Origin of the sequence: Luteimonas sp. 22616 (assembly GCF_052044325.1) — a bacterium.
Taxonomy (GTDB): Bacteria; Pseudomonadota; Gammaproteobacteria; order Xanthomonadales; family Xanthomonadaceae; genus Luteimonas.
The window spans coordinates 1,217,445-1,234,716 of the sequence record NZ_JBQEMW010000001.1 but is presented as its reverse complement, the minus strand read 5'-3'; the positions used below and the strand labels follow the sequence as shown (position 1 = coordinate 1,234,716).

General features: G+C 68.3%; 8 protein-coding genes. 7 read left to right on the top strand and 1 reads right to left on the bottom strand.

What is annotated here, in order from left to right; all coding sequences use genetic code 11:
- Positions 1 to 150: 150 nt before the first annotated feature.
- The 7 genes from ligA to pbpC all read left to right on the top strand — a co-directional run bounded on the left by ligA (position 151) and on the right by pbpC (position 16,236).
- Positions 151 to 2,499: an NAD-dependent DNA ligase LigA gene (gene ligA / locus ACTJIL_RS05685; protein WP_440754588.1), complete on the top strand. Its 2,349-nt coding sequence runs from the start codon at positions 151 to 153 to the stop codon at positions 2,497 to 2,499.
- 67 nt (positions 2,500 to 2,566) lie between these two features.
- A complete protein-coding gene (epmA, locus tag ACTJIL_RS05680; protein WP_440755856.1) occupies positions 2,567 to 3,550 on the top strand; it encodes an EF-P lysine aminoacylase EpmA in 984 nt (327 codons plus the stop codon).
- 95 nt (positions 3,551 to 3,645) lie between these two features.
- Complete coding sequence (locus ACTJIL_RS05675) at positions 3,646 to 4,227, top strand: DUF3011 domain-containing protein (RefSeq protein ID WP_440754587.1); 582 nt, start codon at positions 3,646 to 3,648, stop codon at positions 4,225 to 4,227.
- A gap of 77 nt (positions 4,228 to 4,304) precedes the next feature.
- Positions 4,305 to 5,372 (top strand): S-methyl-5-thioribose-1-phosphate isomerase, encoded by a 1,068-nt coding sequence (gene mtnA / locus ACTJIL_RS05670; RefSeq protein ID WP_440754586.1) that lies wholly within the window; start codon positions 4,305 to 4,307, stop codon positions 5,370 to 5,372.
- Between the two features lie 345 nt (positions 5,373 to 5,717).
- A complete protein-coding gene (gene gyrA / locus ACTJIL_RS05665; protein WP_440754585.1) occupies positions 5,718 to 8,312 on the top strand; it encodes a DNA gyrase subunit A in 2,595 nt (864 codons plus the stop codon).
- A 245-nt stretch (positions 8,313 to 8,557) separates the two neighbouring features.
- On the top strand, positions 8,558 to 13,495 hold the full coding sequence (locus ACTJIL_RS05660) for an alpha-2-macroglobulin family protein (RefSeq protein WP_440754584.1): 4,938 nt from the start codon (positions 8,558 to 8,560) through the stop codon (positions 13,493 to 13,495).
- Between the two features lie 395 nt (positions 13,496 to 13,890).
- Positions 13,891 to 16,236, top strand: a complete 2,346-nt coding sequence (pbpC, locus tag ACTJIL_RS05655) for a penicillin-binding protein 1C (RefSeq protein WP_440755855.1) — start codon at positions 13,891 to 13,893, stop codon at positions 16,234 to 16,236.
- Between the two features lie 454 nt (positions 16,237 to 16,690).
- Here the strand turns inward: pbpC and ACTJIL_RS05650 are convergent, their stop codons facing one another.
- Positions 16,691 to 17,260, bottom strand: coding sequence for a ferritin-like domain-containing protein (locus tag ACTJIL_RS05650; RefSeq protein WP_440754583.1), 570 nt, complete (start codon positions 17,258 to 17,260; stop codon positions 16,691 to 16,693).
- Positions 17,261 to 17,272: the final 12 nt, after the last annotated feature.

Sequence of the window (17,272 nt, the reverse complement as noted above, 5' to 3'; positions counted from 1 at the left end):
CCTACAAGCCAAGCCGCCCGTCATCCCCGCGGCTTTCAACAGGCGCATGTCTGGTCACGCGGGGGGCCATGGACCTTCGCGGGACGGCAAAAAGCTCGCGGCTGAAGCCGCTCCTACAGGTGTCGGGCACAGGTGCCATAGAATTCCCCGATGCCTGCCAAAGCCGCCGCCCATGCCGCCGAACTGCGTCGCCTGATTGACGACGCCAACCATCGCTACCACGTCCTCGACGATCCCGGCATCCCCGATGCCGAGTACGACCGTCTGATGCGCGAGCTCGAGGCGCTGGAGGCCGAACACCCTGGCCTGGCCACGCCGGACTCGCCCACGCAGCGGGTGGGTGCGGCGCCGTCGCGCGGGTTCGCGGAGGTTCGCCACGAGGTCCGCATGCTGTCGCTGGCCAACGCCTTCAGCGAGGCCGAGGTCGAGGACTTCGAACGCAGGATCGAGGGGCGGTTGGACGTGGCCGATCCGTTGTTCTCGGTGGAACCCAAGTTCGACGGCCTGGCGATTAGCCTGCGCTACGAGGATGGCGTGTTCGTGCAGGGCGCGACGCGCGGCGACGGAGAGAGCGGCGAGGACGTCACCGCCAACCTGCGCACCATCCGGACCATCCCGCTGAAGCTGCGCGGCGAGGACTGGCCGCGGGTGCTGGAAGTGCGTGGCGAGGTCTACATGCCGCGTGCCGGCTTCGAGGCCTACAACGAGAAGGCGCGCGCCTCGGACGGACGCATCAAGCCGCTGGTCAACCCGCGCAACGCCGCGGCCGGCAGTCTGCGCCAGCTGGATCCGCGCATCACCGCGCAGCGGCCACTGTCGTTCTACGCCTATGCGCTCGGCGCGGTCGTGGGCGGGGCGATGCCGGACCGGCATTCCGAAGTCCTGGGGAAGCTGCGCGAATGGGGCTTTCCGGTCAGCCCGCTGGTGTCGACGGCGCGCGGCGTCAGGGGCTGCCTTGCCTACTACGCGAAGATCGGGGCGCAGCGCGATGCGCTGCCGTTCGACATCGACGGTGTCGTCTACAAGGTCGACGACATGGCCTCGCAGCGCGAGCTGGGCTTCGTCGGTCGCACGCCGCGCTGGGCGATCGCGCACAAGTTCCCGGCGCAGGAGCAGACGACGGTCGTCGAGGACATCATCATCAACATCGGCAGGACCGGCGCGGCCACGCCGGCGGCGAAGCTGGTGCCGGTGTTCGTCGGCGGCGTCACCGTCACCAACGCGACGCTGCACAACACCGACCAGGTCGCGCGCCTGGACGTGCGCGTGGGCGACACCGTGATCGTCCGCCGCGCCGGCGACGTGATCCCGGAAGTGGTGCGGGTGATTCCCGAGCTCCGACCGGCGGGCACGACGCCGTGGGCGATGCCCGCGCATTGCCCGATCTGCGGCTCCGACATCGTGCGCGAGGAAGGGCAGTCCGTCGCCCGCTGCACCGGCGAGCTGGCCTGCGCCGCGCAGCGCACGCAATCGGTGTTCCATTTCGCCAGCAGGCGGGCGATGGACGTCGATGGCCTCGGTGAACGCTATATCGAAGCGCTGGGCGAGTTCGGCTATCTCGAATCGGTCGCGGATCTCTACCGGCTGGAACTCGACGACCTGTTGGAGATGAAGCGGCGCGCCGATGAGCGCGATGGCACCACGCCCGAAACAGTCAAGGCAGGCAAGGTCGCCACCAGGTGGGCCGAGAACCTCATCGAGGCGATCGATGCCAGCCGGCAGACCACGCTGGAACGCTTCCTGTACGCACTCGGGATCCAGCACGTCGGCGAGAGCACCGCCAAGGCGCTCGCCGCCTGGTTCGGCGATCTGGCGCTCGTCCGCCACACGCCATGGCCGCTGCTGAAGCTGGTGCCGGACATCGGCGACGAAGTCGCGCGCGCGATCGATGCGTTCTTCGAGCAGCCCGGGAACCAGAAGGTGATCGACGACCTGCTCGCGCGTGGCGTGCGGATCGCGGACACCCATCCGCCGAGTGCGAAGTTGCGCGCCGCGCTTGCGACCGGCCGCGTGCTTGCACAGATGAACATCCCCAGGCTGACCGCGAAGCGCGCGGAGCAGCTCGAAGCCGGCTTCGATTCGATCGAGGCGGTGGCCGGCGCCGAGGTCGCAGCGCTCGCGGCAGCCGGGTTGCCGCAAGACACCGCAGAGGCCGTGCGCGCGTTCCTGGCCGGACACGACGGCCTTGCGCTGGTCCAGCGCACGACGCGCGCGCTCGCCAGCCTGCGCGAAGCAACCGCCGGCGTTTGCGAAGCGGAAGCCGGCCCGCTCGACGGCAGCACGGTGGTGCTTACCGGAACCCTCGCATCGCTGACGCGCGACGGTGCGAAGGAACGTCTCGAAGCGCTGGGCGCGAAGGTCTCGGGTGGTGTGTCGAAGAAGACTTCGTTCGTCGTGGCGGGCGAGGCCGCCGGCAGCAAACTGGCCAAGGCGCAGGAACTGGGCGTCGAGATCTGGGACGAGGCGAAGCTGCTGGCGTTCCTGCAGGAGCACGAATGAACAGTGGAAGCGGGTCATGGCAGTCGTGGCGGGAGCCATTGCCGCCGGAATCGGTGACCTGTCGCACATGACCGGCTGGAAACCCTCGGCCTCGTTCGACGCGCTGCGCCTGCGCGCCCGGCTCAACGCCGCGGTCCGCGATTTCTTCTCCCGGCGCGACGTGATCGAGGTCGAAACGCCGATGATGTCCGTGGCCGGCAACACCGAGCCCAACATCGCCTCGTTTTCGCTGGAATTCTCCGGCCGCACCGACGGCGCGCCGCGCACGCGTTGGCTGCGCACGTCGCCGGAACATCCGCTCAAGCGCCTGCTTTGCGCCGGCTTCGGCGACTGCTACGAACTCGGTCGTGTGTTCCGTGACGGCGAAGCCGGTGGCCGCCACAACCCCGAGTTCACCATGCTCGAGTGGTACCGCCTCGGCATGGACCATGTACAACTCGCTGCCGAAACCGTGGAGGTCGTGCGCATGGCGCTGGCGCTGGTGGGGCGCGACGCCAGCGACGAGTCGGTGACCTACCGCGAGCTGTACCGGCGCGAGCTCGGCATCGATCCGATGACGGCACCGGACGAGACCCTGCGCAACGCGCTCGGCGACGTCACCATCGATCCCGAGGGCCTCGTGCGCGACGACTGGCTCGACCTGCTGATGACCCATCGCATCCAGCCGGGATTGTCGCCTGACCGGATTCTCGTCGTCCGCGACTATCCCGCGTCGCAGTGCGCGCTTGCGCGCATCCGCCCGCCCACGAATGCAGGAGACCCGCCGGTCGCCGAGCGTTTTGAGCTCTATCTCGGTCCGCTGGAACTGGCCAACGGTTACCACGAGCTTGCCGATGCCGATGAGCAGCGGGGCCGTTTCGAACGCGACCTCATGGTCCGGCGCAATCGCGGCGCGCAGGCGCCGGCCGTCGATGCGCGCCTGCTCGACGCGCTCGCGCATGGCCTGCCGGCGTGCGCCGGCGTTGCATTGGGCGTCGACCGGCTGTTGATGGCGATGTTGCGCACGCCTGCGATCGCGGACGTGCTCGCGTTCGACTTTACGCGTGCCTGAACGGCGGAATCGGCGCTGTCATCGGAACCCGTGGTTTTGCGTTCTCGTTCACACAGAGGTTGTAGATTCATCCCATCCGCCACGAGGGGTTGTCCATGAACATGGCCATTCGGATTGTCATCGCCCTGGCAGCCACCTGCCTTGCAGGCTGCGTGGGTTACGGATATCCAGGGGACAGTTACGGCGGTTATCCGGGCGACTACGGATATCCCGGCAATGCCTATCCGGGCGGCAATGCCTACCCGGGTGACGGCTACGGCAGCAGCATCCGCTGCGAGTCCGACAACAAGCGCACCCGCCACTGCAACGTCGACACGCGCGGCGGCGTGCGCATCAGCCGCAGGCTCTCGGACGCGCCCTGCGTCCAGGGCCGGAGCTGGGGCTACGACAGCCGCGGCATCTGGGTCTCCCAGGGGTGCCGCGCCGAGTTCGTGGTCGGCGCGGGTGGCGGTTACCGCCCGGGCGACCGGCCCGGGGCCGGTGGCGACTACGGGCAGACCGTGCGCTGCGAGTCGCAGGAAAGGCGCCAGCGCCGCTGCAACGTCAGCGTTCGCCGCGGCGTTGACATCGTTCGCCAACTGTCGAAAACGCGTTGCGTGCAGGGCCAGAACTGGGGCTGGGACCGCGGCGGAATCTGGGTCAGCGGCGGTTGCCGCGCGGAGTTCCGGGTCCGCTGATCAGGCCTCCGCTGCTTCGGGCCTGATATCCGCCCTGGGCACACGCCACGTCGCGTCGTGCCCGGTAAACTGGCCCAATGCACGACACCGCAGCTTCCACCATCGACTACGCGCGCTACGACCGCATCCGCCCGATTCGCTGGACGGGCCAATCGCTTGAACTGCTCGACCAGCGGCGCCTGCCGTTCGACGTCGACTACGTGGCCTGCACCACCAGCGACGAAGTGGCGGCGGCCATCCATGCGCTGGCGGTGCGCGGCGCGCCGGCGATCGGCATCGCCGCGGCCTGGGGCACGGTGCTCGCGGCGCGCGAAATCGACGCCGTGGATGGCGACACGGCGCTGGCGTCGATCGAGCCGGCACTGCAGCGCCTCAACGCCGCGCGACCCACGGCGGTGAACCTGGCCTGGGCACTGGCGCGGATGCGGCGCGCGCTCGCCGGCACCGGCAAGGACTGGCGCGACGTACTGGAACGCGAGGCCCGCGCGATCGAAACCGAGGACCTGGCCGCCAACCGCCGCATGGGCGAACTCGGCGCCGGCCTGATCGCACCGGGCAGCGGCGTGCTCACCCATTGCAACACCGGCTCGCTGGCCACCGCGGGGTTCGGCACCGCGCTGGGCGTGATCCGCGCCGGCGTCGCCCAGGGTCGCATCGGCAAGGTGTTCGCCGACGAGACGCGGCCATGGATGCAGGGCTCGCGCCTGACCGTCTGGGAACTTCAGCAGGACGGCATCGATGCCACCCTGATCGCCGACGCGGCGGCGTCGCACCTGATGAAAGACGGGCAGGTGGACTGGGTGGTGGTCGGCGCCGACCGCATCTGCGCCAACGGCGATGTCGCCAACAAGATTGGCACCTACCAGCTGGCCATCGCCGCGCGCTTCCACGGGCGGAAGTTCATGGTGGTGGCGCCGTCGTCGACGGTGGACATGGACACAGCCTCCGGCGACCTGATCGAAATCGAGGAACGCGACCCGGCCGAACTGCTCGGCGTCGGCGGCAACCGCATCGTTGCCGACGGCATCCAGGCATGGAACCCGGTGTTCGACGTCACTCCGGCCGCGTTGATCGATGCGATCGTCACCGAACAGGGCATCGTCGAGCATCCAGACGAAGCCGCGATGCGCGCGATGTTCGGCTAAGGCAACGACAAACCCGGGGGGAGCGGCTTCAGCCGCGAGCTTTCCGGGAAACGGGTTCGCGAGATCAAGAGCACGCGGCTGAAACCCTTCTCACGGGGATTTGGCGACGCGCAGGGCGGGTCCAGACCCGCCGCTCCGCATGCAGCCGTCACCCGGCTTGGCGCTGCTTTTCGCAAGCACCGCGCAGGCACTCAAAAAACCACCGCAAACCCTTGTTTCCACGTGGGAATCGGCTGCCATCGAAGGGTGCTTTTGTGATACAATTCCGCCCTTGTGCCGATGCTTGCGCGGAGCCGTTTCGCGCGATGCCCGACACGCTCCCGATCCACACCGAAAAGAGTTGCAATGGCCGAGCTCGCCAAGGAAATCATCCCCGTCAATCTCGAAGACGAGATGCGCCGCAGTTATCTCGATTACGCCATGAGCGTGATCGTGGGGCGCGCGCTCCCGGATGTCCGGGACGGCCTGAAACCCGTCCACCGCCGCGTGCTGTTCGCAATGACCGAACTTGGTGCGCACAGCAACAAGCCGTACTTCAAGTCGGCACGCATCGTCGGTGACGTGATCGGCAAATACCACCCGCATGGCGACCAGTCGGTGTACGACACCCTGGTGCGCATGGCGCAGCCGTTCTCGCTGCGCTACATGCTGGTGGACGGGCAGGGCAACTTCGGTTCGGTGGACGGCGACTCCGCCGCGGCCATGCGCTACACCGAGGCGCGCATGTCGCGGCTCACGCACGAGCTGATGGCGGACATCGAGAAGGAAACCGTCGATTTCCAGCCCAACTACGACGAGAAGGAACAGGAGCCGACGGTCATGCCGACCCGGTTCCCGAACCTGCTGGTCAACGGCTCGGCCGGCATCGCGGTGGGCATGGCCACCAACATCCCGCCGCACAACATGTCCGAGGTGATCGACGCGCTGATCGCGCTGATCGACGATCCCTCGATCGACATCGAAGGCCTGATGGAACACATCCCCGGCCCGGATTTCCCCACCGGCGGCATCATCAACGGCGTCGGCGGCATCCACCTGGCCTACCGCACCGGCCGCGGCCGCGTGCGCATGCGTGCACGCGCCGAGATCGAAGTGGCCGACAACGGCCGCGAGGCGATCGCGGTCACCGAGATCCCGTACCAGGTCAACAAGGCACGGCTGATCGAGAAGATCGCCGAGCTGGTCAAGGAAAAGAAGCTCGAGGGCATCAGCGAGCTGCGCGACGAGTCCGACAAGGACGGCATGCGCATCTACATCGAGGTCAAGCGCGGCGAATCGGCCGACGTGGTGCTCAACAACCTCTACCAGCAGACCCAGATGGAGTCGGTGTTCGGCATCAACATGGTGGCGCTGGTCGACGGCCGCCCGCAGTTGCTGAACCTCAAGCAGATCCTCGAGGCGTTCGTGCGCCATCGCCGCGCGGTGGTCACCCGCCGGACGATCTTCGAGCTGCGCAAGGCGCGCGCCCGCGCACACGTGCTCGAAGGCCTGACCGTCGCGTTGGCCAACATCGACGAGATGATCGAGCTGATCAAGACCTCGGCCAATCCCAACGAGGCGCGCGAACGCATGCTGGCGCGCACCTGGGAACCGGGCCTGGTGGGCGCGCTGCTCGCCGCCACCGGCAGCGATGCGTCGCGGCCCGAGGACCTGCCTGCGGGCGTGGGCCTGCTCGACACCGGCTACCAGCTGACCGAGACCCAGGCCCAGCAGATCCTCGAGATGCGCCTGCACCGCCTGACCGGGCTGGAGCAGGAGAAGCTGACCGAGGAATACAGGCTGCTGCTGGACACCATCCGCGGCCTGATCGAGATCCTCGAGGATCCCGACGTGCTGCTGGAGGTGATCCGCACCGAGCTGCGCAACGTCAAGGAAGAGTTCGGCGATGCGCGCCGCAGCGAGATCCGCGCCAGCGAGGAAGACCTGGACATCCTCGACCTGATCGCGCCCGAGGACGTGGTGGTCACGCTGTCGCACGCCGGCTACGCCAAGCGCCAGCCGGTGAGCGCCTACCGCGCGCAGAAGCGCGGCGGCCGCGGCCGCAACGCGGCGGCGACCAAGGAAGAGGATTTCATCGACCAGCTGTGGCTGGTCAACACCCACGACACCCTGCTGACCTTTACCAGCGCCGGCCGCGTGTTCTGGCTGCCGGTGCACCAGTTGCCGGAGGCCGGCTCGCATGCGCGCGGCCGTCCGATCATCAACTGGATCCCGCTGGAGGCCGACGAGCAGGTGCAGGCGGTGCTGCCGGTGCGCGAGTACAGCGAGGACCTGTTCGTGTTCTTCGCCACCCGCCACGGTACGGTCAAGAAGACCCCGCTGACCGAGTACGCCTACCGCCTGCAGCGCGGCAAGATCGCCATCAACCTTGCCGATGGCGATTCGCTGGTCGGCGTGGCGCTGTCCGATGGCCATCGCGACATCATGCTGTTCGCCAGCAACGGCAAGGCCGTGCGCTTCGCCGGCAGCACCGTGCGCCCGATGGGCCGCACCGCCACCGGCGTGCGCGGAATGAAGCTGGCCGACGGCGAGGAAGTGCGCAGCCTGATCGTGGTCGAGGGCGATGGCGACATCCTCACCGCCAGCGAGCGCGGCTACGGCAAGCGCACGCCGGAGGCCGACTATCCGCGCAAGGGCCGTGGCACCCAGGGCGTGATCGCGCTGCAGACCACCGCCCGCAACGGCAAGCTGGTCGGCGCGATCCAGCTGTCGGACAGCCATGAGGTACTGCTGATTTCCGATGGCGGCACCCTGGTGCGCACCCGTGCTTCGGAGATCTCGCAGGTCGGCCGCAACACCCAGGGCGTGACCCTGATCCGGCTGGCCCCCGACGAAACCCTGCAGGCGATCGAGCGCGTGGATGCGTCGCTGGACGAGGAGGACGTCGAGGACGCCGACGGCGTTGCAGCGGAGACGCAGGCGCCGCCGCCAGCGGGCTGAGCCCTGCCGATGCAATGGAAGGCCCGGCTCGCCGGGCCTTCTGCTTTTGGGGCGCATTGTAGGAGCGGCGGAAGCCGCGATGGCTTTACCGGGAAAGCTTCGCGGCTTCCGCCGCTCCTACAAGACCAGAGCAGAAACTCGCGGCTGAAGCCGCTCCTGCGGAAGGTGCCAGGCCGCCGCATGGTGGCCCCGAAAATCTCCAACGGCCGTCATATACTCGGGACGACCCGGGAGATGGACCTGACATGCGCAAGCGCGACTTCGTGGTGGCCGCGGCCGTGGCCAAATGGACTTTCGTACTGTTGCTTGCCGTGGGCCTGGTGGCCTGCAAGCGCAGCCCGCACGGGCAACTTCCGGAAGCCAGCGGCGAGCCGGTCAAGGCCGAACGCGCGAAGGTCGAGGGATTCGCGCTGCTGCGTGCCTACCCGGACCAGGGGCGCGAGTCGCTGGCCATCGCGCTGGAGTTCTCGCAGCCGCTGGTGGGCACCCAGGATTTCGACAAGCTGCTGACCTTCGCCGAGCCGGTGGGCGACAAGAGCAGCTGGTCGCTGGACGAGGATGGCAAGACCCTGCGGTTCCCGTTCGTCGAGGCCAACAAGAACTACACGCTGCGCATCTCGGGCGCACTCACTGCCGCGGACGGCAGCAAGCTCGGCAAGGACATCGAGCAGAAGGTGTTCACCGGCGAACTCGATCCCGCGGTGGGCTTCGCCTCGCAGGGCAGCGTGCTGCCGGCGAAGGAGTCGCGCGGGCTGCCGGTGGTGTCGGTCAACGTCGACGAGGTCGATGTCGAGTTCCTCCGCGTGGAAGAGAAATCGCTGGCGCAGTTCTTCAGCGAATACCAGCGCGGTGGGCGCCGCGGCAGTTGGGAGCTGGAGCGCGACTACAACGGGCACGTGCCGCTGTCGAAGCTGGCCAGGTCGGTCTACGTGAACCGCTTCGTGCTCGGCGGCAAGCGCAACGAGCGCGCGCTGACCTACCTGCCGGTGCAGAACATCCCGGAGCTGCAGGAGCCGGGGCTGTATTTCGCGGTGATGAAGCGCTCGGGCCAGTTCCAGGACCAGTTCGAGACCGCGTTCTTCACCGTCAGCGACATCGGCCTGCATGCGCGGGCCTACAAGGACAAGCTGTACGTGCACACCGCCTCGCTGCGCGACGGCGGGTCTGTGGGCGGCGTCGAGCTGCGGATCCTCGACCCGCAGGGCGACACCTTCCTCAAGGGCGAGACCGACGGCAACGGCAATGCGCTGCTGAACTACAAGCTGCAATCCGGGCACGTGCTGGTCGCCCGGCGCGGCAGCGACATCTCGCTGCTGCCGTTCAACCAGCCTGCGCTGGATCTCTCCGAATTCGCGGTCGCCGGCCGGGAATCGGCCTGGTTCGACGTGTTCGCGTGGTCCGGCCGCGACCTGTACCGTCCCGGCGAGACCGTGCGCGTGTCGGCCCTGTTCCGTGACAACGACGGCAAGCCGGTCGCGGCGAAGGGCAAGGATGGGCAGCCGCGCACGCAACCACTTTTCGTCCGGCTCAAGCAGCCCGACGGCAAGACCTTCCTTGACAGTCGCATCGAGGCCGGCGAACTGGGCTACTTCAAGTTCGAGAAGACCATTCCCGTGGACGCGCCGACCGGGCGCTGGCGGGTCGAGTTCCGTACCGATCCGGCCAGCGCGGAAGCGGTCGAGGGGATGACGCTGCGGATCGAGGAGTTCCTGCCCGAGCGCATGAAGCTCGACCTCGCCACCGCCGATGCCGCGCTCAAGCCCGGACAGCCGTTCCGGCTGGAAGCGACCGGCGCCTACCTGTACGGCGCGCCCGCCGCGGACAACCGCTTCAGCGCGAAGCTCGCGGTGGCGGCGGAGCAGCACCCGCTCGAGCAGTTGCCCGGCTACTTCTTCGGCGATCCGACCGTCGAGCTGCCGAGGGAGGCGAAGGACGTCATCGACGCCAAGCTCGACGCCAAGGGCAAGCTGGCGCAGGACATCCCGCTTCCCGACGAGGTCAAGCCGGTGACGCCGGTGGCGGTGGTCGTGTCCGGCAGCCTATACGAGACCGGCGGCCGCAGCGTCAACCGTTCGCTGAAGCGGGTGATGTGGCCGGCCGACGCGCTGGTCGGCGTGCGCCCGCTGTTCGACGACGCCGATGGCGCGGACAGCAACGGCAACGCAGGCTTTGAACTGCTGCGCGTGGGTAGCGACGCCAGGCCGCGCCCGGGCAAGGGGCTGAAGGTCACGCTGGTGCGCGAGCATCGCGACTACCACTGGAATTACGACGAAGACGACGGCTGGGACTACGACTTCACCCGCCGGTTCGAGAACGTGGAGACGAAGACGATCGATTCCGCGGCCACCGCGGTGCGCCTCGATTTCCCGGTGGAGTGGGGCGAGTACCGCGTCGACGTGCTCGACCCGGCGACCGGCCTGACGATGCGCTATCCGTTCCGCGCCGGCTGGAGCTGGGACGACCAGAACCGCGGGCTGGATGCACGCCCCGACAAGGTCAAGCTGTCGCTGGACAAGACCGGCTACAAGGCCGGCGACACGCTCAAGGCCACCATCACGCCGCCGCACGCCGGCAAGGGCGTGCTGCTGGTCGAGAGCGACAAGCTGCTGTACGTGCAGGACATCGACGTCAAGGCCGGTGGCAGCACGTTCGAGATCCCGGTGACCAAGGACTGGGAGCGGCATGACGTCTACGTCACCGCGCTGGTGTTCCGCGGCGGCAGCGTACCCAGCAAGATCACGCCGGCGCGCGCGGTCGGCGTGGCCTGGGTGCCGATGGACCGCAAGGCGCGTCGCGTCGCGGTCGGGCTGAAGGCACCGAAGCAGATGCGCCCCGAACAGCCGATGCGGGTGATCGTGAGCGTGCCCGAACTCGCCGGCCAGCAGGCCTATGCGACGGTGTCCGCGGTCGACGTGGGCATCCTCAACATCACCCGCTTCCCGGTGCCCGATGCCAACAAGCACTTCTTCGCGCAACGGCGCCTGGGCGTCGACGCCTACGACCTGTATGGCCGCGTGATCGAGAGCTTCGAGGGCGGCATGGCCAAGCTGCGCTTCGGCGGCGACATGGCGCTGGAGGCGCTGCCGCAGGCGCGGCGGCCGACGGCTCGGGTGCAGACGGTGGATCTGTTCGCCGGCCCGGTGAAGCTCGACGCCAGGGGCAATGCACGCATCGACCTGCCGGTGCCGGACTTCAACGGCACCCTGCGGGTGTCGGCCCTGGTGTTCTCCGCCGATCGCTACGGCAATCGCGACGTCGAAACCGTGGTGCGCGCGCCGATCGTGGCCGAAGCCAGCCTGCCGCGCGTGCTCGCGCCTGGCGACAGCAGCACGGTCACCCTCGACCTGACCAACTTCACCGGCAAGGCCGGCGATTTCAAGGTGCGCGTGGACGGCATCGGCCCGGTGTCGATCGGCGACAACGTGCGCGACGCGAAGATCGCGGTGGAGGGCAAGTCGACGCTGAGTTTCCCGTTGACCGCGAAGGAGGGCTACAGCACCGCCAACGTGCGCGTGCGCGTGGAGGGCAACGGCTTCAAGGTCGACCGGCGTTACGACCTGCCGGTACGCCCGGCCTGGCCAGGCGTGCTGCGCGCGCGCACCCAGGTGCTGGACCAGTTGGCCGCGGTGTCGCTGGGCGCGGATTTCGCCAGTGGACTCATGCCCGGTTCGGTCAACGCGCGGATGACGGTCAGCGCGATCCCGCCGATTCCGTTTGCCAGCGCGTTGCAGGGTGCGCTGAACTATCCCTACGGCTGCGCCGAGCAGACCGCCAGCAAGGGCTACGCCGCGCTCGAACTCGATCCGGCGACGGCGAAGATGCTGGGCGCCACTGGCCTGGACGCCGACAGGCGCCGCGCGCGGATGGAAGGCGCCTTCGGTCGCCTGGCTTCGATGCAGGTCAGCTCCGGGCATTTCTCGATGTGGGGCGACGACAACTATGTCAGCCCGAACCTGACGCCGTACATCGTCGAGTTCCTGCTGGATGCGCGCGAGGGCGGCTTCCAGGTCCCCGACAACGTGCTGCAGAAAGCGCTGCAGCGCCTCAACGAGGATCTGCTGGCCGGCGGCAACGAGTTCTATGGCCGCGACCATCGCTCGCACCTCAAGTTCGCCTACCAGGCGCATGCCGGCTACGTGCTGGCGCGGGTCAACCGTGCACCGCTCGGCACGCTGCGCGCCCTGTACGACAACGACCGCAAGAAGACGCTGACCGGATTGCCGCTGGTGCACCTCGGACTCGCACTGGCGATGCAGGGCGACAAGACGCGCGGCGAGAAGTCGATTGCCGAAGGTTTCGCGTTCAAGGGCGATCGCCCGGGCTACCTGGGCGATTACGGCAGTCCGCTGCGCGACATCGCGTTGATGATCGCGCTGACCCACGAGCGTGGTTACGCCAAGCCGGCGTACGACGCGCGTGCGGTCGACCTGGGTCGCGAACTCGACGCGCGCCGCAACAGCCGCTGGCTCTACCTGAGCACGCAGGAGCAGGTGGCGCTGGTGCGGCTGGGCAAGGCGCTGATGGCCGGCCAGGACAAGCGCGTGTCCGGCACCTGGCAGGTCGGTGATGTCGAAGACACGGCCGCGGCCGCGAAGATCGTGGGCCGCATGTTCGACTACGACACGCTGGCCAAGGGCGTGCGCTTCGACCCCAAGGGCACGCCGCCGCTGTACGCGAGCCTGGAAGTCGCCGGCGTACCGCGCACCGCGCCCGAGCCGGACTTCAGCCAGATCAAGGTCGAGCGCAAGTGGTACGGCACCGACGGCAAGGCGTGGAGGCCCGGGCCGTTGAAGGAGGGCGAGGCGCTGATCGTCGAGGTCAGCATGACTGCCGATCGCGACATGGCCGATGCGCTGCTCACCGACCTGCTGCCTGCAGGGCTCGAGGTCGAGAACTTCAACCTCGGCGACGAGAAACAGTGGGCCGACGTGGTGGTCGATGGCATCGAGATCACCAATCGCGCCAATGCCGCCGACGTGGTGCACGAGGAATACCGCGAGGATCGTTACGTCGCCGCGTTGAAGCTGTATGCCGGCCGTCCCGCGCGCGTGTTCTACCTCGTGCGCGCGGTAACGCCAGGCACCTACACAGCGCCGCCGCCGCTGGTCGAGGACATGTACCGTCCGGAACTGCGCGGCGTTGGCAAGTCGGTGCCGGCGAGCATCACGGTGGTGCAGCCGTGAGTCGCGAAAGCCCGGCGACTCGTGGCTTGTGGTCTGCGACAGGCAGTCGTGATTGAGGCTGTGCTCCAGCAGCACTGGGTCGAGCCCTTCTCCCGCAGGCCGGAGAAGGGCCGAAGCCAAGGTCAGGGCGGGTTGCGACCGCCCGGGAATCGGGAATCGGGAAGAAGCAATTGCGCTTTTGATCGTCATTCCCGCGCAAGCGGGAACCTAGTGACTTGTCGTTCCAACGTCGACCAATACTGGAAAAACTGAAGGCGCTGGGTTACCGCTTGCGCTGGAATTCCGGCGCACGGCATGCCGATAGTGCCCGCGAGGCCGCGAGCACCGCGAAGAGCCTCAGCGAACAATCCAGTTCGCCCGGCGCTTCGCGTCCCGCACGCCACGGCTGGCGCAGCATGCTCCCGTGGCTGCGTTGGGGCACGGTGGCGATCCTGCTGTCCTTGCTGGTCCTCGACCTCGCATTCCCGCTGCCCCTGCCTGAAAAGCGCGACACCAGCACCCTGGTGGTCGCGCGCGATGGCACGCCGCTGCGTGCGTTCGCGGACGCCGAAGGCGTATGGCGCTACCCGGTCACGCCGGAACAGGTCTCGCCTCTGTACCTGCAGGTGCTGCTCAACTACGAAGACCGCTGGTTCTGGCGCCATCCCGGAGTCAACCCCGTGTCGCTGCTGCGCGCCGGCAGGCAGTGGCTGCTGCGCGGGCACATCGTGTCGGGCGGCTCGACGCTGACCATGCAGGTCGCGCGCATCCTCGACCGGCCCGCCGACGGCCGGCATTCGCGCACGCCGTGGGTGAAACTCAAGCAGGTCCTGCGCGCCCTGCAGCTCGAAGCGCACCTGTCCAAGCGCGAGATCCTGACCCTGTATCTCGAACGCGCGCCATTCGGCGGCACCATCGAGGGGGTCGAGACCGCGAGCCGTGCCTATCTCGGCAAGCCGGCTTCGCGCCTGTCGCGCGCCGAGGCCGCACTGCTGACCGTGTTGCCGCAGGCGCCGAGCCGCTGGCGGCCGGACCGGCATCCCGACGAGGCACGCGTGGCCCGCGACAAGGTGCTCGATCGCATGGCCGAACTCGGTGTCTGGACACCGGCGCAGGTGCGCGACGCGAAGATCGAGGCGGTGGTCTCGCGCACGTTGCATGCGCCGCTCTCCGCGGCGTTGCTGGCGCAACGATTGCGCAACGAACATCCCGCATCCGCGCGCATCCCTTCCACGCTCGATCCCGGCCTGCAGCGCACCCTGGAGGAACGTGTCACTGCCTACTTCTCCGATCTGCCGCCCCGGACCTCCGCCGCGCTGCTGGTGGTCGACAACGCGACCCTGGAGGCGCGTGCCTACGTCGGTTCGGTCGCGTTCGGCGACAAGGCCCGGCTCGGCGACGTCGACATGGTGCAGGCGTGGCGCTCGCCCGGTTCCACGCTCAAGCCGTTCCTGTACGGCATGGCGCTGGACGACGGCCTGATCCATTCCGAAAGCCTGCTGGTCGACGCGCCGCAGTCGTTCGGCGGATATCGGCCCGGCAACTTCAATGCCGCGTTCAACGGGCCGGTCGGCGCGGCCGAGGCTCTTCGGTTGTCGCTGAACATTCCCGCGGTCGACCTGCTGGATCGCGTCGGCCCAGCGCGATTCTCGGCGCGCCTGGACAATGCCGGCATCTCGCTGAAGTACCCGCGCGGCGCCAGACCCAACCTGTCGGTCATTCTCGGCGGCACCGGCGCGCGGCTGGAGGACCTGGTGGGCGCGTACGCGGCGCTCAATCGCGGCGGCATCGCCGGACGCGTGCGCTACACGCCCTCCGATCCGCGCATCGACCGGCGCGTGGTGTCGCCGGGTGCAGCATGGATCGTGCGCACGATACTCGAGGCCAATCCGCGCCCGGGCGAGCGCGAGGACACCTTCGACCGTCGCGGCCGGCCGCGGGTGGCGTGGAAAACCGGCACCAGCTACGGCTTCCGCGACGCATGGGCGATCGGCAGCACGCGCCGGTACACGGTCGGGGTCTGGGTAGGCCGGCCAGACGGGACGCCGCTGCCGGGACAGTACGGCGCAGTCACGGCGCTGCCGCTGATGTTCGAGGTCGTCGACAGCCTGCCGCGTGGGCGCGGCGACAGCGTGCCGCGCCCACCGCCGCATAACGTTGCGGAAACCGAAATCTGCTGGCCGCTGGGCATCGCAGCGGACGCGCAGCCGGCCGCCCTGTGCCAGCGCAGGATGAAGGCATGGACGCTGGACGGAGTCGTGCCCACGACCTTCGCCGAACGCGGCGCGCGCCTGTGGAATGCCGGGCGCGAACGGTTCGATGCCGACACGGCAACCGGTGAACGGGTGTCGGCCGCCTGTTCGCTGCCGCACGAAACGCGCAGCACCGAGATCGCGCGCTGGCCCGCGCTGGCGTCGCCATGGCTGTCGGCGGCCGAACGACGCGCATCACGGCTGCCGCCGCTGGCCGATGACTGCATGGCCGACGGGCGCGGCGCGGTGGAGGAACTGCGCATCGAGGGCATCAACGACCGCGCAACGCTGGCGCGCGCCCCGGGCAGCCAGCACGCGGTGCGGCTGTCGCTGCGTGCGCTGGGCAGCGGTTCGCGAGTGCAGTGGCTGCTGGACGGGCGCCGGATCGGGGAGTCCGAAGGCGCCCGGCCATTCGCGCACGACTTTGGCGAAGCCGGCGATCACACGTTGACCGCACTCGCGGAAAGCGGGGCATGGGCCAGCCTGCAGTTCCGCGTGCTTCCTCCCTAGGCGCCGCGGCCCTGTAGGAGCGGCTTCAGCCGCGAGCTCTTCAGCGCCGGGCCGGGAAGCTCACTGCGCTTGAATTCTCTCGCTTCTTCGTCACGCAAGAGCTCGCGGCTGAAGCCGCTCCTACAAAAGAGAAGCGGAATCTCCAGCTTTGCATCCGGCCACATGTGCGTGGCCGGGCGTTTGCGAACGCAGCCGATGCCGATAGGGCATCACGTTGCTTCGATTGACTTGCCTGCGGCCATCCATGGCGAAGCATCAGGGCTTCGGAACCACCGGTCCGGCCATCCTTGGCCGGGCGTTCGCCAAGGCGCGCGGCAGTGCCGATTGTCTTGATCGCATATCGCAGCCGTCCATGGCGCAGCGTTCTGGCTTCGGGTCGTCCAGCCCGGCCATCCATGGCCGTGCGTTCGCGAACGCAGCCGATGCCGATAGGGCATCGGCTAAGCGCGTTCGCTCACCCAATCCAGCCGTCGAGCAGGTCGGAGAACTCGTCCGCGTGTTCCTCTTCCTGCGCCAGGATGTGCTCGAGGATGCGCTTGGTGGTGGTGTCGCGGTCGCCGACGTAGTTGATCATCTCGCGGTAGCTGTCGATCGCGATGCGCTCGGCGACGAGGTTCTCCTTGACCATGTCGCGCAGGTCCTTGCCTTCCTTGTATTCGGCGTGCGAGCGCGCGGTCAGGGTGTCGGGATTGAGGTCGGGCTCGCCGCCAAGCTGCACGATGCGCTCTGCCAGCATGCCCGCATGGGCCTGCTCCTGCTGGGCATGCTCGAGGAACTCGGCCTTGACCGCGTCGGCCAGCATGCCCTTGGCCATGAAGTAGTGGCGGTAGTACCGCAGCACGCAGACGTACTCGGTCGCCAGCGCGTCGTTGAGCATGCGGATCACCACCTTGCGATCGGCGGCGTAGCTGTCGGTGATCGCGCCGTCGTCGATGTTCTTGCGGGCGCGTGCGCGCAGGGTCGCTGTGGCGGTGAGCGGAGAGGCGGGGCTGGCGGCTTTCTTCTTCGCGGCTTGCTTGGCCATCGATTGGCTCCT

Excerpts from the sequence above, each read along its gene's own strand:
- ligA (WP_440754588.1), top strand. The coding sequence starts at position 151 with ATGCCTGCCAAAGCCGCCGCCCATGCCGCCGAACTGCGTCGCCTGATT.
- epmA (WP_440755856.1), top strand. The coding sequence starts at position 2,567 with ATGACCGGCTGGAAACCCTCGGCCTCGTTCGACGCGCTGCGCCTGCGC.
- ACTJIL_RS05675 (WP_440754587.1), top strand. The coding sequence starts at position 3,646 with ATGAACATGGCCATTCGGATTGTCATCGCCCTGGCAGCCACCTGCCTT.
- mtnA (WP_440754586.1), top strand. The coding sequence starts at position 4,305 with ATGCACGACACCGCAGCTTCCACCATCGACTACGCGCGCTACGACCGC.
- gyrA (WP_440754585.1), top strand. The coding sequence starts at position 5,718 with ATGGCCGAGCTCGCCAAGGAAATCATCCCCGTCAATCTCGAAGACGAG.
- ACTJIL_RS05660 (WP_440754584.1), top strand. The coding sequence starts at position 8,558 with ATGCGCAAGCGCGACTTCGTGGTGGCCGCGGCCGTGGCCAAATGGACT.
- pbpC (WP_440755855.1), top strand. The coding sequence starts at position 13,891 with ATGCTCCCGTGGCTGCGTTGGGGCACGGTGGCGATCCTGCTGTCCTTG.
- ACTJIL_RS05650 (WP_440754583.1), bottom strand. The coding sequence starts at position 17,260 with ATGGCCAAGCAAGCCGCGAAGAAGAAAGCCGCCAGCCCCGCCTCTCCG.